Source organism: Paenibacillus sp. J31R34, assembly GCF_059383715.1.
Genome location: NZ_JBXENU010000001.1, coordinates 1,240,158 through 1,263,338 on the forward strand (window position 1 = coordinate 1,240,158; position 23,181 = coordinate 1,263,338).

General features: G+C 56.1%; 1 protein-coding gene (cut by a window edge). It reads right to left on the reverse strand.

Annotated elements, in window-relative coordinates:
• A protein-coding gene (locus AC50YG_RS05150; RefSeq protein WP_494825154.1) for a non-ribosomal peptide synthase/polyketide synthase crosses the window boundary here: on the reverse strand, nt 1-23,181 show its 3' portion. It continues 18,180 nt past the right edge of the window; only the last 23,181 of its 41,361 coding nucleotides appear in the window; its start codon lies beyond the right edge, outside the window; the stop codon is at nt 1-3.

A 23,181-nucleotide genomic window follows, 5' to 3' on the forward strand; every position in this document is an offset into this window, starting at 1 on the left:
TTAAACAGTGAAATTTTCAAGTATCGTTTTTATAAGTAAGGCGTTGGTTGAAGCATAATCTCTTTCTAGCATCTGCTCATGTTTGCCATTTCCTAAATAAATGTGCAGTTGCCCCGTTGTTAAAGCGCTCCAGGATTTCCTTCTCCATTCCTCTTCTCCTATGGGATCTGCTGATTGGATTAGATGAATTTCAGCCTGAACTTCTCCATTTGTTTGCATCCCATCAATCCATGCTGTGTAAGCTAGGATGTTTTGTTTAACTTTTTCTGCCGTCTCCCCGGGAACATGGCGAATGAACATCGAAATCTCTTCTTTTAGCGTCTCAAGATACGCTTCTTGCTGCATATTAGATGAAGATGCTTCTCTCGGATAGGCGTCAAACATAAGGATATCCGCTACTTTACGACCCTGTTCCTCCAGTCGCTTGGCTACTTCAAATGCAAGGTTGCCTCCAGCAGAGTAGCCCAGCAAATAAATGGGACCCTGAGGCTGCAATTTTTGAACTTGTTGTGCAAAGTATTCCGTTGTATCGTCGCAAACGATGAAATCATAGGCATATATAGTTGCCGTATCCTGCAACGATTGTGCCATCATCGTGAATACTTGCCCATAGCCTACGATTGGCGGGAAGCAATGCAAAGTTAAACCTTTTCCTTTGCTGCTGTTCCATACAGATACCCCTGTACCTTGCTGCTCTGTAGAATCATCAAAGTGGTTTCGACTTTCCAACTGCTCGGCAAGCTCCATGACCGTCGGGTAAGTGAAGGCGGTACTAAACGATATTTCCACATCCAACCTGCTGCGAGCTTCTCCGATCATATGAATCAGCTTCAAAGAATGTCCGCCTGCATCGAAGAAATTATCGTGAATGCCAACCCGTTCTATGCCCAGAACCTCCTGCCAGATGTCAGCAAGCGCTTGTTCCAGCGGATTCCTTGGCGCAGTGTAATTGGCTTGAAGCGGCTCATTTTGCTGCAAAAGAGATAAACGTCTGCGATCGACTTTTCCATTAGCTGTAAGCGGCAATTTATCCAGTTGCACGAAGCGGTTTGGAATCATATAGGCTGGGAGCCTCTGCAATAATGCTCTCCGCAATTCCCCGGCCGTAAGCTCGCTATCCGCTACGTAATAGGCATATAGCTGCTTCTCTTTCGCGTCGTTTTCGCGAGCGATGGCCGCGGCTTCCTTCACCGCCTCTACTTTCATAAGTTGCGCCTCTACTTCGCCGAGCTCAATACGGAAGCCGCGTATTTTTACTTGGTCATCTGCGCGGCCTAAATATTCCAAGTTTCCGTTTGACAGCATTTTGGCCAAGTCCCCTGTACGGTACATCCGCTTCCCAGGAACGAATGGATGGTCAACGAACTTTGCTGCGGTCAAGTCAGGACGACGGAAGTACCCTCGCGCGACTCCATCTCCAACGATGTATATTTCTCCCGGTACTCCAATCGGCACTTGCTTACGCTCAGCATCAAGCAAATAAATGCTGACATTCGCAGCCGGTACCCCAATGGGAACGGAACCGCTCGTATCCGTTTTCGGATCGTAACGATAAATCATGCAGCCGACAACGGTTTCTGTTGGTCCATATTCATTGAATATCGTGATATTTCCGCCAAACTTGTCATGGATGCTTCTCGCTATATCCGCGCCAAGATTGTCACCTCCGACAATTAGCTTACGGATGTTTGAGCCGGCCCTTATATTTATTTCTTTGATTATACTTAAATGGGCCGGTGTCAGCTTGATAATGTTAACTTGGTTATCTGTTACGATCCGCTCGATTATTAGCGCTTTGTCTTCTCCACTGTAGATGCGAATAAGATTGCCAGTAAGTAGCGGTGTGAATATGGATGTTACCGTCAGGTCGAAGGAAATGGATGAGTACAGCGGAAAATCAAGCTTTTCCCCAGCGACATATACCTCTTGTGCCCACCACAAGTAATTCGTCAGGCCTTGGTGGGTAATCATGGCGCCCTTCGGATTTCCCGTCGTTCCCGACGTATAGATCACATAAGCAAGATCGTGCGCGCCAGATATCGGCTCTATATTCGACTCTTCTTCGCTAAAGACCTCCGGATCATTCAGATTGATAAGCTTTCCTTCAAAATGTACGCGATTCAGCAAATGCTGCTGCACTAGCAGCACCTCCGAGCCAGCGTCCTCCAGCATGTAACGGATGCGCTCTTCAGGATACTCCGGATCTATTGGCACGTAAGCCCCACCAGCTTTTAGCACGGCCAGTATGCCTATAATCATTTCGACGGATCGATCAGCCAGTATGCCAATCAAATGATCCGGTCGCACGCCGGATGCTCGCAGCGTCCTTGCCAAGCGATTGGAACGGGCGTTTAGCTCGCCATACGTCACTTGCTCTTCATCATGAACGACGGCTACCGCTTCTGGTGTTTTTTCCGCCTGCTGCTCAAACAAATGGTAGACCGTTTTTTCGCTTGGGTATTCCGATGCTGTCGCATTGAATGCTGCAAGCTGTGTGTGCTCCTCCGCTGTTAGGATCTCTAACGACGCTAGCCTTGCATACGGATTAGCCGTAACAGATTCAACTAGCTTCTCGAATTGCTTCGCCATCCGGAGCACCGTCTCTCGCATGAATAAACCAGAAGCATATTCGATGCTGCACGAGATACCATTTTCCATTTCCTCTAACTGGAAGGTTAAATCAAACTTCGCCGCAGTTTGTTCATTTGCATATGGCTGAATCTGCAAGCCCTGCATTTGCAAATCTCTTTGTTCCATATTTTGCAAAACAAACATCGTATCAAAAATCGGGTTGCGGCTCATATCCCTGCTGACCTGCACCTTCTCCACCAGTTCCTCAAATGGGTAGCCTTGATGCTCGTAAGCGCCTAGCATCGCTTCCTTGATTTCTTCCAGGTACGATATAAATGTTTTCTCGCGCGCCGGATAGCTGCGGATCGCCAATGTGCCTACAAACATGCCCACCAGCGATTGGAAGTCGCCATGTGTTCTGCCCGCAATTGGCGTACCGACTACAATATCTTCCTGCCCCGAATATTTATGCAGTAAGGTTTTGTATATCGCCAGCAATATCATATACAGCGTAGATCCGCTTTCGGCCGCTATGCGCCGCAAACTTTCACTCTGCTCAGCGCCAAGCATAAATGACAACTCTTCACCCTGGAAGCTCTGCACCGCAGGCCGCACATAATCCGTTGGCATTTCCAGAACCGGTATATCCCCGCTAAACACATCCAGCCAGTACCCTTCCTCCTGAAGCTGACGCTTCTTCTGCTCCTGAGACTGCTCCCATGCCGCATAGTCCTTATATTGATTGCGTAATGGGGGCAGTTCTTCCCCGGCATACATGCGTGCAAACTCTTCTACCAAAATGCCCATCGAAATACCATCGGAGATAATATGGTGCATATCGAGTACGAACAGATGGCGATCAGATGCAAGCTCGATGAGTCCGGCGCGCAAGAGCGGCGGCTGCTCCAGATCAAAGGTGCGAACGAATCGCCGCATGACTTCTGCTGTTTCCTCTTCACTTGCCTGGATATATTCCACAGCAAAGCGCACTTCATTGTGCACGCGCTGCACCGATTCACCTTCCTCCATATGGAAGCTCGTTCGCAGCGTCTCGTGCCTTGCAATTAGCTTGTGCAGTGCGGCCTCGAACAGCTTTCGGTCCAGCGTTCCTTCCAGCAGCATGGCTCTCGGCAAATTGTAGCTCAGCCCCGTCCCTTCAAGCTGATGCAATATATACAGCCTCTTCTGAGCTGAGGAGACGGCATAATACTCTTTTTCTTCGATCGGTTGGATAGTCTGGAACGTCTGCTGTTCCATGTCTGCAATTGCTTGAGCAAGCAGCTCGATGGTCGGGAACCTGAAAATATGTCTCAGCGGCACGTTAATTTGCATTTCTTTATGCAGACGGCTCACCATTGCCGTTGCCCGCAATGAGTGACCGCCAATCTCAAAGAAGTTGTCGTGCACACCTACCCGTTCAAGACCGAGAACATCTTGCCAAATACGGGCAAGATGCGCTTCGATGTGCGTGCGCGGCGCTGCATATTCGACCGCAGCAGAAATGATTCCTTCTGGCGCTGGCAGCGCCTTGCGGTCGATTTTGCCGTTTGGCGTCAGCGGCATGCGTTCGAGTTGCACAAAGTACGTTGGAATCATGTACCCCGGCAATTGATCGGCTAAGTGCCTTCTTAGTTCTCCAGCAGCCAGCTCCCGATTGGCTACAACATACGCACAAAGCTGCTGTACTGCGCTGCTATCGGCCTTTGCGACCACAACAGCTTCGCGCACCGAAGCCATTCGGCCAAGCTGTGCTTCTATCTCCCCAAGCTCGATCCGGTACCCGCGAATTTTCACCTGACTGTCCATACGCCCTACGTATTCGAGCGTACCGTCTGGCAACCAACGTGCAAGATCACCAGTCCGATACATTTTTTGCCCTGGTACAAAAGGATTATCAACAAATCTTTCCGCCGTCAATTCCGGTTGATTCAAATAACCGCGTGCCACACCGTCTCCAGCCGCATACAACTCTCCAATTGCGCCCAGCGGCAGCAGCATGCCTAATGGATCGAGCACATATACTTGCGTATTTCCGATAGGACGGCCAATTGGAATCAAGGCACGATCCATATCTTCCAAACGGATTGTATGGCAACTTGTAAATGTCGTGTTTTCCGTCGGACCGTACCCATTAATCAAACGCAAGTGCGGAAAACGTTCCATTGCTTTCTTCACATGCGCTCTGGATACCACATCGCCTCCGACGAGCAATTGTCTGATTCCTGCCAATCCTTCAAGCTTGTGTTCTACCATAACCGTGAACCATCCTGACGTGAACCAGGCAATCGTAACCTGATGCTTGCGGATCGCTTGCGTCCAATCTTCAAGCGACAAAGTGACAGGAGGTAGAAGCGCCAATACCGCTCCATTCAGCAAGCTGCCCCAAATCTCAAACGTCGCGGCATCGAATGAAATAGTTGATCCCTGCAAGAAAACGTCATTTTCGCAAATATCCACATAACTCGCATGTGTCACAAGTCGAACAACCCCGCGATGCGTGACGCACACTCCTTTTGGAGTCCCTGTCGAGCCGGAAGTATAGTTGACGTACGCCATCTGAGTTGATTCTGTGGCCGATGCCAGATTTGAACCATCCTTGTCATAAGCCTGCTCAGCATCAAGCAGCACAACCATCGCATCAGTATACACAGGTCTTTGTAAATGGCTCTGGATCAATACGGTTCGCACATTTGCAACCTGCATCATGTAGCGAATGCGCTCCTCCGGATACTCCGGATCAATCGGCACGTAGGCCCCTCCAGCTTTAAGAATTGCCAATATGCCGACAATCATCTCAAAAGAACGCTCTGCCACAATGGCTACCAGTTGTTCCGCTTCAAGTCCCGCCTTCTGCAGCGTCCGTGCCAACCGATTGGCCTTATCGTTTAGCTCGCCGTAAGACCATTGCGAATCTCCAAATAAAATGGCTGTTGCATTCGGCCTTCGTTCCGCTTGGTCCTCAAACAGCTGATGAATGGCCAGCTCTCGCGGATACGCTGCCTTTGTATCATTGAACACCTCTATCAGCCGCGTTCGTTCCTCATCCGTCACCATTTGCAGCATCGCAAGGCTTGCCTGAGGGCGGGCGATCATCTCATCAATCAACCGGACAAAGTGCCCCGCAATCCGCTGTATAGTTTCCGGCTTATACAATGAAGTTGCGTACTCCAAGCTGAAAGCGACCCCATCCTCACCCTCTACTGCCTGCAAGGTCAAGTCAAATTTCGCTGTCCTTTGTGCGCTGGCATACGGCTTCATTTGGAGCCCATCCAGTTCAAACTGCCTGCTTTCCGTATTTTGCAGGACAAACATCGTGTCAAACACTGCATTACGGCTTAAATCACGATTAACTTGCACATTCTCAAGCAGTTCTTCAAACGGATATTGCTGGTGCTCATAGGCGTTAAGCATCGTTTCCTTGACCTCATTTAAGTAGGCCGATAACGCCTTCTCACCCGCTGGATAGCTACGGATGGCCAACGTGCCAACGAACATACCAATCTGCTCTTGCAAGTCGCTATGCGTTCTGCCCGCAACAGGCGTACCGACGATAATGTCTTCTTGCCCGGAGTATTTATGCAGCAAAATCGTATACGCCGCGAGCAGCACCATATACAAGGTCGATCCATGCTGAGCAGCAAGCTCATGTACCGCATCCCTCTGATGCGAATCGAGCTCAAAGTCAAACACGGCTCCATCGGACTGTCTCACCGCAGGACGTGCGGCGTCCGTCGGTAGCTCCAGCACGGGCAATTCTCCAGCCAAGGCTTTCAGCCAGTAAGCTTCATGCTCCTTCATTTGTTCTTTATTGGCCTCAGACTGCTGCCAAACTGCATAATCCTTGTACTGAATCCGCAGCTCAGGCAGCTTCTCCTCCCGATATAAACGGGCGAATTCCTCCACCAAAATATCCATCGACGCACCATCGGAAATGATGTGATGCATATCTAGCAGCAGCACATAGCGCTCTTCCGCCCATTCGATTAATTCGACCCGCAGCAGCGGCGCCTCGCTGAGGTCAAACGGCTGCACGAAATCGCGCACACGGGCTTCGACCTCCTCCTTGCTTGCCTCTACATAGGCAACCTCAAAGTCAACCGCTTCCTTTACCCGCTGCATCGGTTCGCCCTGCACCAGCTCAAATTCGGTTCGCAGCGTTTCGTGACGGGCAATCAGGAGCCCGAACGCTGCTTCAAAACGTGCTCGGTTTAGCTCGCCTTCCAGCAGCAGCATCCCCGGCATATTGTAGCTTTTCCCCGCTTCTTCTAGCTGCTGTAAAAGGTACATCCGTTTTTGCGCCGAGGACAGCGGATAGTAGTCTCTGGCTTCCACTCGTGGAATGGCCGCATATGCCTTCTGTTCCCGTACGCTAATCACCGCTGCCAGCTCTTCAACGGTCGGATAGAGAAACACCTCTCGTAACGGCACCTCCGTCTCCAATGCCTGATGCATACGCGATACCAGCGTCATCGCCCGGAGCGAATGGCCGCCAAGCGCAAAGAAGTTGTCGCGAATGCCGACGCGCTCAAGCCCCAGCACTTCCTCCCACAGCCGCGCAACTTCCGCTTCGACTGGTGTCCGTGGCGCGACATACGCCGCTTCGCTCTGCCCCCCGACTTCCGGCTTCGGTAGCGCCTTGCGATCCAGCTTCCCGTTAGGTGTTAGCGGCATCTCGGGCAGGGATATGATGTGCGTTGGGAGCATATACGAGGGAAGTCCCTCTGCCAGCTTGCTTCGCATCTCCTTCGTTCCCAGCTCGTTGCTGCCCGTCACATACGCGCATAACTCCGCTGCGTCCGTCTCCCTTTCTCCAGCGATCACCGTCACCACCGCTTCTTTTACCCCTTCGATTTGCAGCAGATGCGCTTCCACCTCACCCAGCTCGATCCGGTAACCCCGTATCTTCACCTGATGGTCCATCCGGCCCATATGCTCCAATCGACCATCCGGCAGCCACCTGGCTAAATCACCGGTTCGGTACATCCGCTCACCTGGGGCAAACGGATGCCCGACAAACCGCTCCTTCGTCAGTTCCTCGCGGGCCCAGTAGCCTCGGGCTACGCCCGCTCCTCCGATGCACAGTTCTCCCACTGCTCCGATCGGCTGCACCTGCAGCGCCTCGTTCAGCACATACACCTGCGTATTGCCCAGCGGACGGCCGATGCTCATTTTTCCGCCTTCGCCCACTTCTCTCAGGTGTTCAAACGTCGACCAGACCGTCGTTTCCGTCGGGCCGTACATATTGTACAGCTCCGCCTCCGTTTGACTGCGCAATTGGCTTTCCAGCGTGGCAGGGAAGGGCTCCCCGCCAATTAGAAGCGCCTGCATCGGACGCAGCGCAGCTGCACTGCGCGCATCCTCCAGCAGCATCACCAGACGGGAAGGCGTCGTCTGCATCATCTGGGCCGGATGCTTCGTGAGCAGCGCAGCCAGCTGCGCGGGGTCCTGCTGCTCCGCTTCGCTCGCCAGCAGCACCTGCATGCCGCAGCTCAGCGGTACCCAGCTCTCCGTCACGAAGATGTCGAAGGACACCGTCGTCACACTGAGCATGGTTGCAGATGGTCCAAAGGGCAGGGCTTCTACCATCCCCGTCATAAAGTTGACCACGTTTCGATGCTCCACCACCACGCCTTTCGGCGTGCCGGTCGTCCCCGAGGTGTAGATGACATACGCGCTGCCTTCAGCGCGGGTCTCCACCTCTGTTGATGCCGTGGAATAAGCTTTCAGTTCCTCCACAGAGGCGAACCTCACCTGCGAAGCTTGCTCCTCCTGCTGTCTATCTGAGGCCTGTCCGTCAGAGCCCTGCTCCTCCAGACACAGCACCTGACGCAGCGGGGTTTCTAGCCAGCCCGCCACCGTTTCTCGTTGGGCTTCTTCACTTAAGAGAATGCCGATTCCAGCATCTCGAACCATCCCTTCGATGCGTCCGGCTGGCAGCGCCGGATCCAGTGGCACATAGGCCGCACCAGCTTTCATAATCCCCAGCAGACCCGCGATCAGCCAAGGCGTACGGGACAGCAGCACACCGACGCGGTCTTCACTCCTCACGCCCTGCGCGCGCAGCCAGCCCGCTATGCGGTTGGCTTGTCCGTCCAGCTCGCCGTATGTCCACACGGCCAGTCCACTCACCAGCGCCGGATGACCCGGCGTTCGCGCAGCCTGCTGCTCGAATAGCCCATGCACCGTCGCGTTCTCAGGAAGCTCCATCTCCGTAGCGTTAAAGTGCACCAGCAGTTGCTCCCGCTGACCTGCCGTCAGCAGCTCCAACTGCGTGACCGGCACGTTCGGCTGGCTCACGATCTGTTCCACCAGTTGCAGCCAGTGACCTTGCACCCGCTCCATAGCCCCTTGTTCGTACACCTGTCCGTTATAGTCGAAATGTACGACTAGCTCTTCTCCTGGCTGAATCATCACATTCAGGTCATAATTCGTTTGTTCGTCCGCCTGCACGCCAGTAATCACCAGTCCGCTCGCATCCAAAGAGGCTTCCGAGCTCGTCGGCATCGGATAATTCTCGAACACTAGAATATGGTCAAACAGCTCTCTCGTTCCGGTGCCATGCGCCTGGATCTCATGCAGCGGATAGTAGCCATAGGCTTGCGCAGCCAGTGCGTCCGCCTGCATCCGCCGCAGCACATCAGCAGCCGTATCCTGACCCTCGCACGCGACCCGGACGGGCAGCGTATTGATGAACAGTCCGATCATGCTTTCCACGCCCGGAAGGTCGGCAGGTCGACCCGATACCACCCCGCCAAACACCACATCCCGGCTGCCGCTGTAGCGGTGCAGCAACAATCCCCATGCCGTTTGCAGCAGTGTGTTCATCGTTACGCCATGTGCTTTGGCCGCCGCCGCGATTCGCTCGCTTTGCTCCCGTGGCACGACTCCGCTCACACGCCTCGCTTCATAGCCTGACGTCTGACGCTGGCGTTTCGGGAACACCGCCTGTGCTTCGCAGCCCGCCAGTTGTTCCTTCCAGTAGCGCCGCGCCGACGTCTCGTCCTGTTTCGACAGCCAGCGGATATAGTCGCTGTACGCCTGCCCTTTTGGCTGCTCCTGCTCCGCCTCTTCGCTACCCGACATACTGTAGGCGCTGTAGGTGCGCAGCACTTCCTCCATCACCAGCGGCAGGCACCAGCCGTCCATCACAATATGATGGAAGCTCCAAACCAGCTCGTGCGTATGCTTTCCTGTGCGGAACAACGCCACCCGCATCAGGCTCTCCGCTTCCACATCAAAGCCCTGCCGCCGGTCCGCCGTCCGCCACTGCGCCACGCCAGCTTCCTGCTCCGTGGCGGGTTTCAGCGACAGATCGGCATACGCAAGCTGAAGCGGCCGGTCGCGGTACACGACTTGCAGCGGCTCTTTTCTCCACCCGCTGTCGATGCTCGTCCGCAGCACCGCATGTCGCTGAACGATCGTTTGCCAGCTTCGTTCAAACGCTGCCACATCCAACTCCCCTTGCAGCGTCAGCTGCATCTGGTTCACATAAGCTCCCGCTTGCGGCTCTAGACGGCTGTGGAACAACATGCCCTGCTGCATCGGCGTCAGCGCGTACACCTCCTCCAGCTCCCCGATGACTGCGCTTCGCTGCACCAACGCATCCAGCTCTTCCTGCGTCATGTCCGGCAGCCCCACATCGCTTGGCGTCAGTTCCGTCCGCTCCTGAGCCACACAATGCGCAATCACCGCCTCCAAGCTCTGCTTCAACCGCTCTACGAACTGCTCCATCGTCGCTGGACGGTACTGCGCCGCGCTGTAGCTCATGGTCAGGCGCAGCGTTCCCCCCGCGATCATCCCGTTGCATTCCAGCACCGCAGCTCGTTGTCTTCTACTACTGATCGCCTCTCCCGAGGACAGCGGGGACAGCTGAAGCGTACTGCGCTCCAAATCCTGATCAAACTGGCCCAAGTAATTGAAGGAAATGTCAGGGTCACACGACCAGTCCTCTCCTTCCACCTGTTCGGACACATAACGCAGGAGCCCGTAGCCGACCCCTTTGTCCGGGATCGCTCGCAGCGTTTCCTTCACTCGCTTGATCTGCTGCGACAAGCTCATCTCTGGCTTCATCTCCAGCACCACCGGGTACGCGCTCGTGAACCAGCCGACCGTCCGGCTGACATCCACATCCGGGAGGATCGTTTCCCTGCCATGTCCTTCCAGCATGATTCCCACACGCGCCATACCGCTCCACGCCTGAACCGCCAGCGCCAGCGCGGTCAGCAGCAAGTCATTAATCTCCGTTCCGTAGGCGCGGTGCGCTTCTTTCAACAGTTGCTGCGTCTGGATTTGCGACCACTCCACAGCCAGCGTTTGGCTAGCTGCTAGCGTGGTGGCTTCTGAAGCTCCTGAGTCGTAATCCTTAGGCAGCGGCGGAACCGCCAGCTCTACGAGCCGTTTCCAGTACGCACGCTGCGCCTCCATCGCCGGACTTCCTGCATAAGCGCTCCATTGCTGCGCCCACGTCTGGAATGCGTCCGTTTTCTGCGGCAGCCGGATGTCTTCCCCTTGTACCGCTTGCTCGTAAGCAGTGGAAAAATCTTCAAACAGAATTCGCCAAGATACCCCGTCCACGACCCAGTGATGAATGACGAGGAGCAAATGATCCCCATCGCCGCATTGGAACAAGCCCAGCCGCATGAGCGGGCCGCTCGCTAGCGAAATGCTGCCTTGCAGCTCCGCAGCAGCGGCTTCGACCTTTTCGCTCCATCCGGGCTCACCCCGGAAATCGAAAACGTCCAACCTGTAAAGCTCACCGTCTCCCACCTTCCGGTTCCAAGCGACATAGCTGCCGTCCTCGGCCTGCGTCAGCGTCATCCGCAGCGCGTCATGATGGGTCGCAAGCTGCTGCATCGCCACGCTCAGCGCCACGCGGTCAAACCGCTCTTCCCGATACAGCATGACCGCCTGGTTGAAATGGTGCAGGTCGACGGAATCACGTTCCACCAGCCAGCGCTGAATGGGCGTCAGCGGCACCGCTCCGTGTACCTCTCCTTGTTCCGCCGTGCGGGTAACCGCCGTCAGATGGGTGCTTAGCTGCGCCACCACCGGATAGCGGAATAACATCTTCATTTCCATCTTGTACCCGGCTTGCAGCAGCCGGGAAGCGACTTGAATCGCTTTGATCGAGTCGCCGCCCAGATCAAAGAAATGGTCATGGATGCTCACCTCGGGCACGCCGAGCACTTGCTGCCACACCGTCACCAGCGCGTGCTCCATCGCCGTGCGAGGCGAAGCATACGGAAGGTGCGAGGCCTGAGCCTCTGGCATCGGCAGCGCCTGACGGTCCACTTTGCCGTTGGCCGTGAGCGGCAGGCTCTCCATCTGCACGAAGGAAGCCGGCACCATATAGGCGGGCAAGGAAGCCGACAGCAAGCTGCGCAGCCCCGGGATCTCCAGCTCGCTGCCTACGACGTAGGCGCACAGCTGAAGGCTGCCACCCGCATCCGGCAGCGCCTGCACGATGACCTCGCGAACCCCTGTCCCCCGCAGCAGCACCGCCTCAATCTCGCTGAGTTCGATGCGGTAACCGCGAATTTTCACCTGTTCATCCCTACGTCCCACATACGCCAAGGAACCATCCGCCTGCCAGCGAACCAAGTCCCCCGTACGGTACATTCGCTCCCCTGGCTCAAACGGGTTCGACACAAATTTTTCCAAAGTCAGATCCGCTCTATCCCAATATCCTCGGGCTAGACCGACTCCGCTTATGCACAGTTCACCTGGCACGCCAATCGGCTGGATTTGCCCGTCCGCTGCGAGTACATAAACCTTCGTTCTGCCAATCGCTTTGCCAATTCCATGTTCCTGCCAGACACCAGTGATAGGCAAAGCGGTTGTTACAACGCTGTTTTCCGTCGGTCCGTACTCGCTAACAAACTCAATTTGGGGATAATTCAGTATTTTTCCAATGAGCGCCCCGCTGAGCTTCTCACCACCAATCACCACACTGCGCACAGTTGCTAGTTCGGCTGGCTTCAACATATCCAGCAGAACTGCAAACATCCCTGTCGTAAATTGAGCGTGCGTAATCGAGTGCTCCACTAGCGCCTTCGCAATGGCTCCCGGATCGTTCAGTTCTTCATCTCGAATCAATACGACGGTTGCTCCTGTTATAAGAGGTGCGAAGAAGTGCGAGATGAAAGCATCAAACACATACGGACTTGCATGAAGTACTTTACCCTGATCAAAATGGTAGGTTGCAGCTTTCCATTGAAGCGTATGAACGATGCTGCGATGTTCCACCATAACACCTTTAGGTTGGCCTGTTGTGCCGGATGTATAAATGACATACGCTAAATTTTCGGGCTTTGCAGTGTTTAAGAGATTTCCAGACATCTCGGCATCGATGCGGGCATCATCCAATAGCAATACGGGGCACGACGCTTCCTGCACAGAATCAGACAGCAATAGCAATGCACCGCTGTTCTTCAGGAGGAACTGCTTACGTTCCACAGGATCTTCCAAAGAAAGTGGCAGATAAACTGAGCCTGCCTTAAGCACCCCGAGCAAGGCGACGGCCATCTCTACGGAACGCCTGCAATGAACCGCAACAATACGTTCTGGTCCTGCACCGTAGCCCTGTAACATTCTGGCAATTCGATTTGCCCGTTCGTTCAGCTCTTGGTAGGTCAAGGCCTCATCCCCGCAAACGACGGCGACACGTTCCGGCGTCTTCGCCGCTTGCTCCTCAAACAGCGCATGCAGCGTCGATGGCTGCTCAAGCAACGCTTCTGCTCCTGTATCGTTAAAATGCACCAGCAACTGCTCCCGCTGACCTGCCGTCAGCAAGTCCATGCTTCCCAGCGTTGTTTGCGAATCGCGGGTCACTTGACGCAGCAGCTCTGTAAAATGACCCACCCAGCGCTCTATCGTGCCCTGCTCAAACAGCTTCACCGCGTATTCCATCGTGCAACGCATGCCCTGCTCCTCTTCACTTACCGACAGCGTCAAATCGAATTTCGCCGCTCCGCTTTCTAATGGGTACGGCGTACATTGCAGATCCGCCAGCTCCAGCTCCGATTGCTCCGTGTTTTGCAACACCAGCATCGCATCAAAAAGCGGATTCCGGCTCAAATCCCGCTGCCTGACCACCTGCTCCACCAGCTCCTCGAACGGATAGTCCCCGTGTTCGAAGGCGCTTAGCGCCGTCTGCTTCACTTCCTGCAAGTAGGCGGAGAACGGTTTTTCACCCGACGGGTTCAGTCGCAGCGCCAGCGTGTTCACGAACATCCCCAGCATGCCCTGCAAGTCAGCATGCGAACGTCCCGCGATCGGCGTGCCCACGATCAGTTCCTCCTGACCGCTTAACCGAGCCAGCAACGCGCTGTACGCCGCCATCAGCACCATATACACCGTCGCCCCATTCGCCCGGGCTAGCTCCCGCAGCGCTGCTGACAGCTCGCTGTCCAGCTCGAATTCTACGTACGCTCCCTCGAAGCTGCGCACCGCCGGAAGCGGATAATCAAGCGGCAGGCTCAGCACCGGCAGCTCCCCGGCGAACTGCTTCAGCCAGTAGCGCTCCATCTCCCGATAAGACGCGCTTTCCCGGTAGCTTTGCTGCCAAACCGCATAATCTTTATACTGCAAACGCAGCGGCTCCAGTTCTTCTCCTCCGTACAGCTTCGTAAACTCCTGGACAAATATACTCATCGACGTGCCGTCGGAAATAATATGATGCATGTCGAACAATAGCAAATGACTCGCTTCGCCCATACGCACCACTGTCGTCCGCAGCAGCGGCGCTTCGCTGAGGTCAAATGGACGAAGGAAGGTACGAACGCGCTCCTGTGCTTCCTCCTCTGCCGCCTCCTCGTAAGTCACCGAGAACACGGGAGTCGCCATAATACGCTGCATCGGCTCCCCGTCCACTACTGCGAACCTTGTCCGCAGCGATTCGTGGCGGGCCACCAGCGCTTGCAGTGCCCTTTCCAGCCGCTGACGATCCAGCGGTCCCGACAGACGCAGAGCGACTGGCATGTTGTAACTAAGCTCCGCTCCCTCTAGCTGCTGTAAAATGTACAGGCGCTTTTGCGCTGAGGACAGCGGATACGCCTCCTGAGCCTTCACGGGCACCAGCGCTTCAAATTCGCGCTCGTCGGCTACATCCAAAGTTGCTGCCAGCTCTTCAACGGTCGGATAAAGAAACACCTCTCGTAACGGCACCTCCGTCTCCAATGCCTGATGCAGACGCGATACCAGCGTCATCGCCCGGAGGGAATGGCCGCCAAGCGCAAAGAAGTTGTCGCGAATGCCGACACGCTCAAGTCCCAGCACCTCTTCCCACAGCCGCGCGACTTCCGCTTCGACTGGTGTCCGTGGCGCGACATACGCCGCTTCGCTCTGCGCCTCGACTTCCGGCTTCGGCAGCGCCTTCCGATCCAGCTTCCCGTTAGGTGTTAGCGGCATCTCGGTCAGGGATATGAAATAGGAAGGAATCATATACGAGGGAAGTCCCTCTGCCAGCTTGCTTCGCATCTCCTTCGCTCCCAGCTCACTGCTGCCGGTCACATACGCACACAATTCCGCTGTGTCCGTCTCCCTTTCGCCAGCGATCACTGTCACCACCGCTTCTTTTACCCCTTCGATTTGCAGCAGATGCGCTTCCACCTCGCCCAGCTCGATCCGGTAACCCCGTATCTTCACCTGATGGTCCATCCGGCCCATATGCTCCAATCGACCATCCGGCAGCCACCTGGCTAAATCGCCGGTTCGGTACATCCGCTCCCCGGGCACAAACGGATGCGCGACAAACCGTTCATTCGTTAGTGCCTCGCGTGCCCAGTAGCCTCGGGCTACCCCGGCTCCTCCGATGTACAATTCTCCCACTGCTCCGATCGGCTGCACCTGCAGCGCCTCGTTCAGCACATACACCTGCGTATTCCCCAGCGGACGGCCGATGCTCATTTTTCCGCCTTCGCCCACTTCTCTCAGGTGTTCAAACGTCGACCAGACCGTCGTTTCCGTCGGCCCGTACATATTGTACAGCTCCGCCTCCGTTTGACTGCGCAATTGTTTTTCCAGCGTGGCAGGGAAGGGCTCCCCGCCAATCAGCAGCGCTTGCATCGGACGCAGCGCAGCTGCACTGCGCGCATCCTCCAGCAGTATCACCAGCCGGGAAGGCGTCGTCTGCATCATCTGGGCCGGATGCTTCGAGAGCAGCGCAGCCAGCTGGGCAGGGTCCTGCTGCTCCGCCTCGCTCGCCAGCAGAACCTGCATGCCGCAGCTCAGCGGTACCCAGCTCTCGGTCACGAAGATGTCGAAGGACACCGTCGTCACGCTGAGCATGGTTGCAGATGGCGCAAAGGGCAGAGCTTCCACCATCCCTGTCATAAAGTTGACCACGTTCCGATGCTCCACCACCACACCTTTCGGCGTGCCAGTCGTCCCGGAGGTGTAGATCACATACGCGCTGCCCTCAGCGCGGGTCTCCACCTTCGTTGATGCCGTGGAATAAGCTTTCAGCTCCTCCACGGAGGCGAACCTCACCTGCGAAGCCTGCTCCTTCTGCTGTCCATTTGAGGCATTCTGCTGTCCGTCAGAGCCCTGCTCCTCCAGACACAGCACCTGACGCAGCGGGGTTTCTAGCCAGCCCGCCACCGTTTCTCGTTGGGCTTCTTCACTTAAGAGAATGCCGATTCCAGCATCTCGAACCATCCCTTCGATGCGTCCGGCTGGCAGCGCCGGATCCAGTGGCACATAGGCCGCACCAGCTTTCATAATCCCCAGCAGACCCGCGATCAGCCAAGGCGTACGGGACAGCAGCACACCGACGCGGTCTTCACTCCTCACGCCCTGCGCGCGCAGCCAGCCCGCTATGCGGTTGGCTTGTCCGTCCAGCTCGCCGTATGTCCACACGGCCAGTCCACTCACCAGCGCCGGATGACCCGGCGTTCGCGCAGCCTGCTGCTCGAATAGCCCATGCACCGTCGCGTTCTCAGGAAGCTCCATCTCCGTAGCGTTAAAGTGCACCAGCAGCTGCTCCCGCTGACCTGCCGTCAGCAGCTCCAACTGCGTGACCGGCACGTTCGGCTGGCTCACGATCTGTTCCACCAGTTGCAGCCAGTGACCTTGCACCCGCTCCATAGCCCCTTGTTCGTACACCTGTCCGTTATAGTCGAAATGTACGACTAGCTCTTCTCCTGGCTGAATCATCACATTCAGGTCATAATTCGTTTGTTCGTCCGCCTGCACGCCAGTAATCACCAGTCCGCTCGCATCCAGGGAGGCTTCCGAGCTTGTCGGCATCGGATAATTCTCGAACACTAAAATATGGTCAAACAGCTCTCTCGTTCCGGTGCCATGCGCCTGGATCTCATGCAGCGGATAGTAGCCGTAGGCTTGCGCAGCCAGTGCGTCCGCCTGCATCCGGCGCAGCACATCTGCCGCCGTATCCTGACCCTCGCACGCGACCCGAACGGGCAGCGTGTTGATGAACAGTCCAATCATGCTTTCCACGCCCGGAAGGTCGGCAGGTCGGCCCGACACCACCCCGCCAAACACCACATCCCGGCTGCCGCTGTAGCGGTGCAGTAACAATCCCCATGCCGTTTGCAGCAGTGTGTTCATCGTTACGCCATGCGCTTTGGCCGCCGCCGCGATTCGCTCGCTTTGCTCCCGTGGCACGACTCCGCTCACACGCCTCGCTTCATAGCCTGATGTCTGGCGCTGGCGTTTCGGGAACGCCGCCTGTGCTTCGCAGCCCGCCAGTCGTTCCTTCCAGTAGTGCCGCGCCGACGCCTCATCCTGCTCCGACAGCCAGCGAATATAGGCGCTGTACGCCGGACCTTTTGACTGCTCCTGCTCCTGCTTCTGTTGCTCCTCTGCGCTACCCGAGATGTAGGCGCTGTAGGTGCGCAGCACTTCCTCCATCACCAGCGGCAAGCACCAGCCGTCCATCACAATATGATGGAAGCTCCAAACCAATTCGTGCGTATGCTCCCCTGTGCGGAACAACGCCACCCGCATCAGGCTCTCCGCTTCCACATCAAAGCCCTGCCGCCGGTCCGCCGTCCGCCACTGCGCCACGCCAGCTTCCTGCTCCGTGGCGGGTTTCAGCGACAGATCGGCATACGCAAGCTGAAGCAGCCGGTCGCGGTACACGACTTGCAGCGGCTCTTTTCTCCACCCGCTGTCGATGCTCGTCCGCAGCACCGCATGCCGCTGAACGATCGTTTGCCAGCTTCGTTCAAACGCTGCCACATCCAATTCCCCTTGCAGCGTCAGCTGCATCTGGTTCACATAGGCTCCCACTTGCGGCTCTAGACGGCTGTGGAACAACATGCCCTGCTGCATCGGCGTCAGCGCGTACACCTCCTCCAGCTCCCCGATGACTGCGCTTCGCTGCACCAACGCATCCAGCTCTTCCTGTGTCATGTCCGGCAGCCGCACATCGCTTGGCGTCAGTTCCGTCCGCTCCTGAGCCACACAATGCGCAATCACCGCCTCCAAGCTCTGCTTCAACCGCTCCGCGAACTGCTCCATCGTCGCTGGGCGGTACTGCGCCGCGCTGTAGCTCATGGTCAGGCGCAGCGTTCCCCCCGCGATCATCCCGTTGCATTCCAGCACCGCAGCTCGTTGTCTTCTACTACTGATCGCCTCTCCCGAGGACAGCGGGGACAGCTGAAGCGTGCTGCGCTCCAAATCCTGATCAAACTGCCCCAAGTAATTGAAGGATATGTCGGGGTCACACGACCAGTCCTCTCCTTCCACCTGTTCGGACACATAACGCAGGAGCCCGTAGCCGACCCCTTTATCCGGGATCGCTCGCAGCGTTTCCTTCACTCGCTTGATCTGCTGCGACAAGCTCATCGCTGGCTTCATCTCCAGCACCACCGGATACGCGCTCGTGAACCAGCCGACCGTCCGGCTGACATCCACATCCGGGAGGATCGTTTCCCTGCCATGTCCTTCCAGCATGATCCCCACACGCGCCATACCGCTCCACGCCTGAACCGCCTTCGCCAGGGCCGTTAACAGCAAGTCATTAATCTCCGTTCCGTAGGCGCGGTGCGCTTCTTTCAACAGTTGCTGCGTCTGGATTTGCGACCACTCCACAGCCAGCGTTTGGCTAGCTGCTAGCGTGGTGGCTCCTAAAGCTTCTGAAGCTCCTAAAGCTCCTGCGTCGTAATCCTTAGGCAGCGGCGGAACCGCCAGCTCTACGATCCGTTTCCAGTACGCACGCTGCGCCTCCATTGCCGGACTTCCTGCATAAGCGCTCCATTGCTGCGCCCATGTCTGGAATGCGTCCGTTTTCTGCGGCAGCCGGATGTCTTCCCCTTGTACCGCTTGCTCGTAAGCAGTGGAAAAATCTTCAAACAGAATTCGCCAAGATACCCCGTCCACGACCCAGTGATGAATGACGAGGAGCAAATGATCCCCATCGCCGCATTGGAACAAGCCCAGCCTCATGAGCGGGCCGCTCGCCAGCGAAATGCTGCCTTGCAGCTCAGCGGCAGCGGCTTCGACCTTTTCGCTCCATCCGGGCTCACCCCGGAAATCGAAAACGTCCAACCTGTATAGCTCACCGTCTGCCACCTTCCGGTTCCAAGCGACATAGCTGCCGTCCTCGGCCTGCGTCAGCGTCATCCGCAGCGCGTCATGATGGGTGGCGAGGTACTGCAGCGCCACGCTCAGCGCCATGCGGTCAAACCGCTCTTCCCGATACAACATGACCGCCTGGTTGAAATGGTGCAGGTCGACGGAATCACGTTCCACCAGCCAGCGCTGAATGGGCGTCAGCGGCACCGCTCCGTGTACCTCTCCTTGTTCCGCCGTGCGGGTAATCGCCGTCAGATGGGTGCTTAGCTGCGCCACCACCGGATAGCGGAATAACGTCTTCATTTCCATCTTGTACCCGGCTTGCAGCAGCCGGGAAGCGACTTGAATCGCTTTGATCGAGTCGCCGCCCAGATCAAAGAAATGGTCATGGATGCTCACCTCGGGCACGCCGAGCACTTGCTGCCACACCGTCACCAGCGCGTGCTCCATCGCCGTGCGAGGCGGAGCATACGGAAGGTGCGAGGCCTGAGCCTCTGGCATCGGCAGCGCCTGACGGTCCACTTTGCCGTTGGCCGTGAGCGGCAGGCTCTCCATCTGCACGAAGGAGGCTGGCACCATATAGGCGGGCAAGGAAGCCGACAGCAAGCTGCGCAGCCCCGCAATCTCCAGCTCGCTGCCTACGACGTAGGCGCACAGCTGAAGGCTGCCACCCGCATCCGGCAGCGCCTGCACGATGACCTCGCGAACCCCTGTCCCCCGCAGCAGCACCGCCTCAATCTCGCTGAGTTCGATGCGGTAACCGCGAATTTTCACCTGTTCATCCCTGCGTCCCACATACGCCAAGGAACCATCCGTCTGCCAGCGAACCAAGTCTCCCGTACGGTACATTCGCTCCCCTGGCTCATACGGATTCGACACAAATTTTTCCGCAGTCAGATCCGCTCTATCCCAGTATCCTCGGGCTAGACCGACTCCGCTTATGCACAGTTCACCAACAGCACCAACAGGCTGCAAGCCGTTCTCCTGGGTAAGTACATACACTCTGGTGTTAGAAATGGGCTTCCCGATCGGTATGACAGGAAGGGATACATCCACTCGGGCCGTTGTAGCAAGCACTGTACCTTCTGTAGGTCCATAGTTGTTGTATAAAGCATATCGAGTATGACTGATTTTCTTCAAACGATCCCCGCCCGTCAGCAAAACGCGCAGAGAACGATTTTCCAGCATTATAAATTGTTCGCACACCTGTGTCGGCAAGAAGCTGACCGTTATGCTTTTTTCCTCGAAATAGGCATTTAAGGCGGCAGGGTCCAGACGCAAATCTTCCGGTACTATATGCACGGCGGCTCCTATCGTAAGGGAAGGGAATATTTCCCACACCACTGCATCAAAACCAATACCTGCATATTGGGTTGTCCGATCTGTTGCACTCATATCAAAATAGGCCTGATGCCATCTGCACAAATGAACGACAGAGCGGTGTTCGATCATAACGCCTTTCGGCCTCCCGGTCGAACCGGACGTATAAATGATGTAAGCTGCATCTGTCGGAAGAATTTCAGGTAACGGCTGGTCGGAATGCTCCTCTAGTTTTTCTAACCCGTCTAGTAGAAGAACCTCCACTGCTGATTGTTTAACTTGATGAAGATGTGCTTGATTCGTCAGGCAAAAACGAGCTCTGCTGTCCTCCAGCATAAAATGAATCCGTTCTGCCGGATAATCGGGATCAATCGGCACATAAGCAGCGCCCGTTTTCAAAATGCCAAGGATGCCAATGATCAGTTCCACGGAACGCTCAGGCATGATGGCAACGACATCTGCTGGCGCTACGCCGCGCTTAAGCAAATGATGCGCCATTCTGCTGCTGCGTTCGTTCAGCTCTTGGTAGGTCAAGGCCTCATCCCCGCAAACGACGGCGACACGTTCCGGCGTCTTCGCCGCTTGCTCCTCAAACAGCGCATGCAGCGTCGATGGCTGCTCAAGCAGCGCTTCTGCTCCTGTATCGTTAAAATCCACCAGCAACTGCTCCCGCTGACCTGCCGTCAGCAAGTCCATGCTTCCCAGCGTTGTATGCGAATCGCGGGTCACTTGACGCAGCAGCTCCGTAAAATGAACCACCCAGCGCTCTATCGTGCCCTGCTCAAACAGCTTCACCGCATATTCAAACGTGCAGCGCATGCCCTGCTCCTCTTCACTTACCGACAGCGTCAAATCGAATTTCGCCGCTCCGCTTTCTAATGGGTACGGCGTCCATTGCAGATCCGCCAACTCCAGCTCCGATTGCTCCGTGTTTTGCAACACCAGCATCGCATCAAAAAGCGGATTGCGGCTCAAATCCCGCTGCCTGACGACCTGCTCCACCAGCTCCTCGAACGGATAGTCCCCGTGTTCGAAGGCGCCTAGCGCCGTCTGCTTCACTTCCTGTAAGTAGGCGGAGAACGATTTCCCCCCCGACGGGCTTAGTCGCAGCGCCAGTGTGTTCACGAACATCCCCAGCATGCCCTGCAAGTCAGCATGCGAACGTCCCGCAATCGGCGTGCCCACGATCAGCTCTTCCTGACCGCTTAACCGGCCCAGCAACGCGCTGTACGCCGCCAGCAGCACCATATACAACGTCGCCCCGCTCGAACGGGCCAGCTCCCGCAGCGCTGCTGACAGCTCGCTGTCCAGCTCGAATTCTACGTGCGCTCCCTCGAAGCTGCGCACCGCCGGAAGCGGATAATCAAGCGGCAGGCTCAGCACCGGCAGCTCCCCGGCGAACTGCTTCAGCCAGTAGCGCTCCATCTCCCGATAAGACGCGCTTTCCCGGTAGCTTTGCTGCCAAACCGCATAATCTTTATACTGCAAACGCAGCGGCTTCAGTTCTTCTCCTCCGTACAGCTTCGTAAACTCCTGGACAAATATGCTCATCGACGTGCCGTCGGAAATAATATGATGCATATCGAACAGCAGCAAATGATTCGCTTCGTCCACACGTACCACCGTCGTCCGCAGCAGCGGCGCTTCGCTGAGGTCAAATGGACGAAGGAAGGTACGAACGCGCTCCTGTGCTTCCTCCTCTGCCGCCTCCTCGTAAGTCACCGAGAACACGGGAGTCGCCATAATACGCTGCATCGGCTCCCCGTCCACTACTGCGAACCCTGTCCGCAGCGATTCGTGGCGGGCCACCAGCGCTTGCAGTGCCCTTTCCAGCCGCTGACGATCCAACGCTCCCACCAGACGCAGAGCGACTGGCATGTTGTAACTAAGCTCCGCTCCCTCTAGGTGCTGTAGCACGTACAGACGCTTTTGCGCTGAGGACAGTGGATAAAATTCGTTTTCTTCAATAATGGAAGGAATGAAGCTGTAAGAAGCTTGTTCCAGCTTACCAATCGCATACGCCATCTGCTCAATGGTAGCGTATTGGAATACCTCTCGCAGCGGGAGGTCCACATTCATCACTTTACGTACCATGCTTACCAGCGTTGCTGCCCTTAAAGAGTGGCCGCCAAGCTCAAAGAAATTGTCCTTTATACCAACCCGTTCCAGCTTGAGCACTTCCCGCCAAATTTCCGCAAGCTCCGCTTCCTGCGACGTGCGCGGCGCAACAAGCTCCTCTCCTGTTTGCAATCTGCCTTCAGGCGCTGGCAGCGCTTTGCGGTCGATTTTTCCGTTCGATGTCAGCGGCATCCGATCCATCTGCACAAAGTACGACGGAATCATGTACCCCGGCAGCTCTTGCGATAGCAGGCTTCTTATCTCGTTTACCGCAAACGGCTGATCTGCTACAAAATACGCGCAAAGAAGCTTCTCTCCGCCTCCATCCTCGCAAGCGAGAACGATTGCCTCCTGCACCGCTTCCACCTTGGTCAGCTGCGTTTCGATTTCGCCAAGCTCAATACGGTACCCGCGAATTTTCACTTGATGGTCGATTCGGCCCAAATACTCGATGCTGCCATCTAGCAGCCATCTTGCCAAATCCCCGGAACGGTACATTTTTGCGCCAGCATCAAAAGGATTGTCAACAAACTTCTCATTTGTCAAATCAGGACGGTTCAAATACAGACGCGCCAGCCCTTCGCCAGCTACATACATTTCCCCAGTTACACCGACAGGCACGCAATTGCGCTT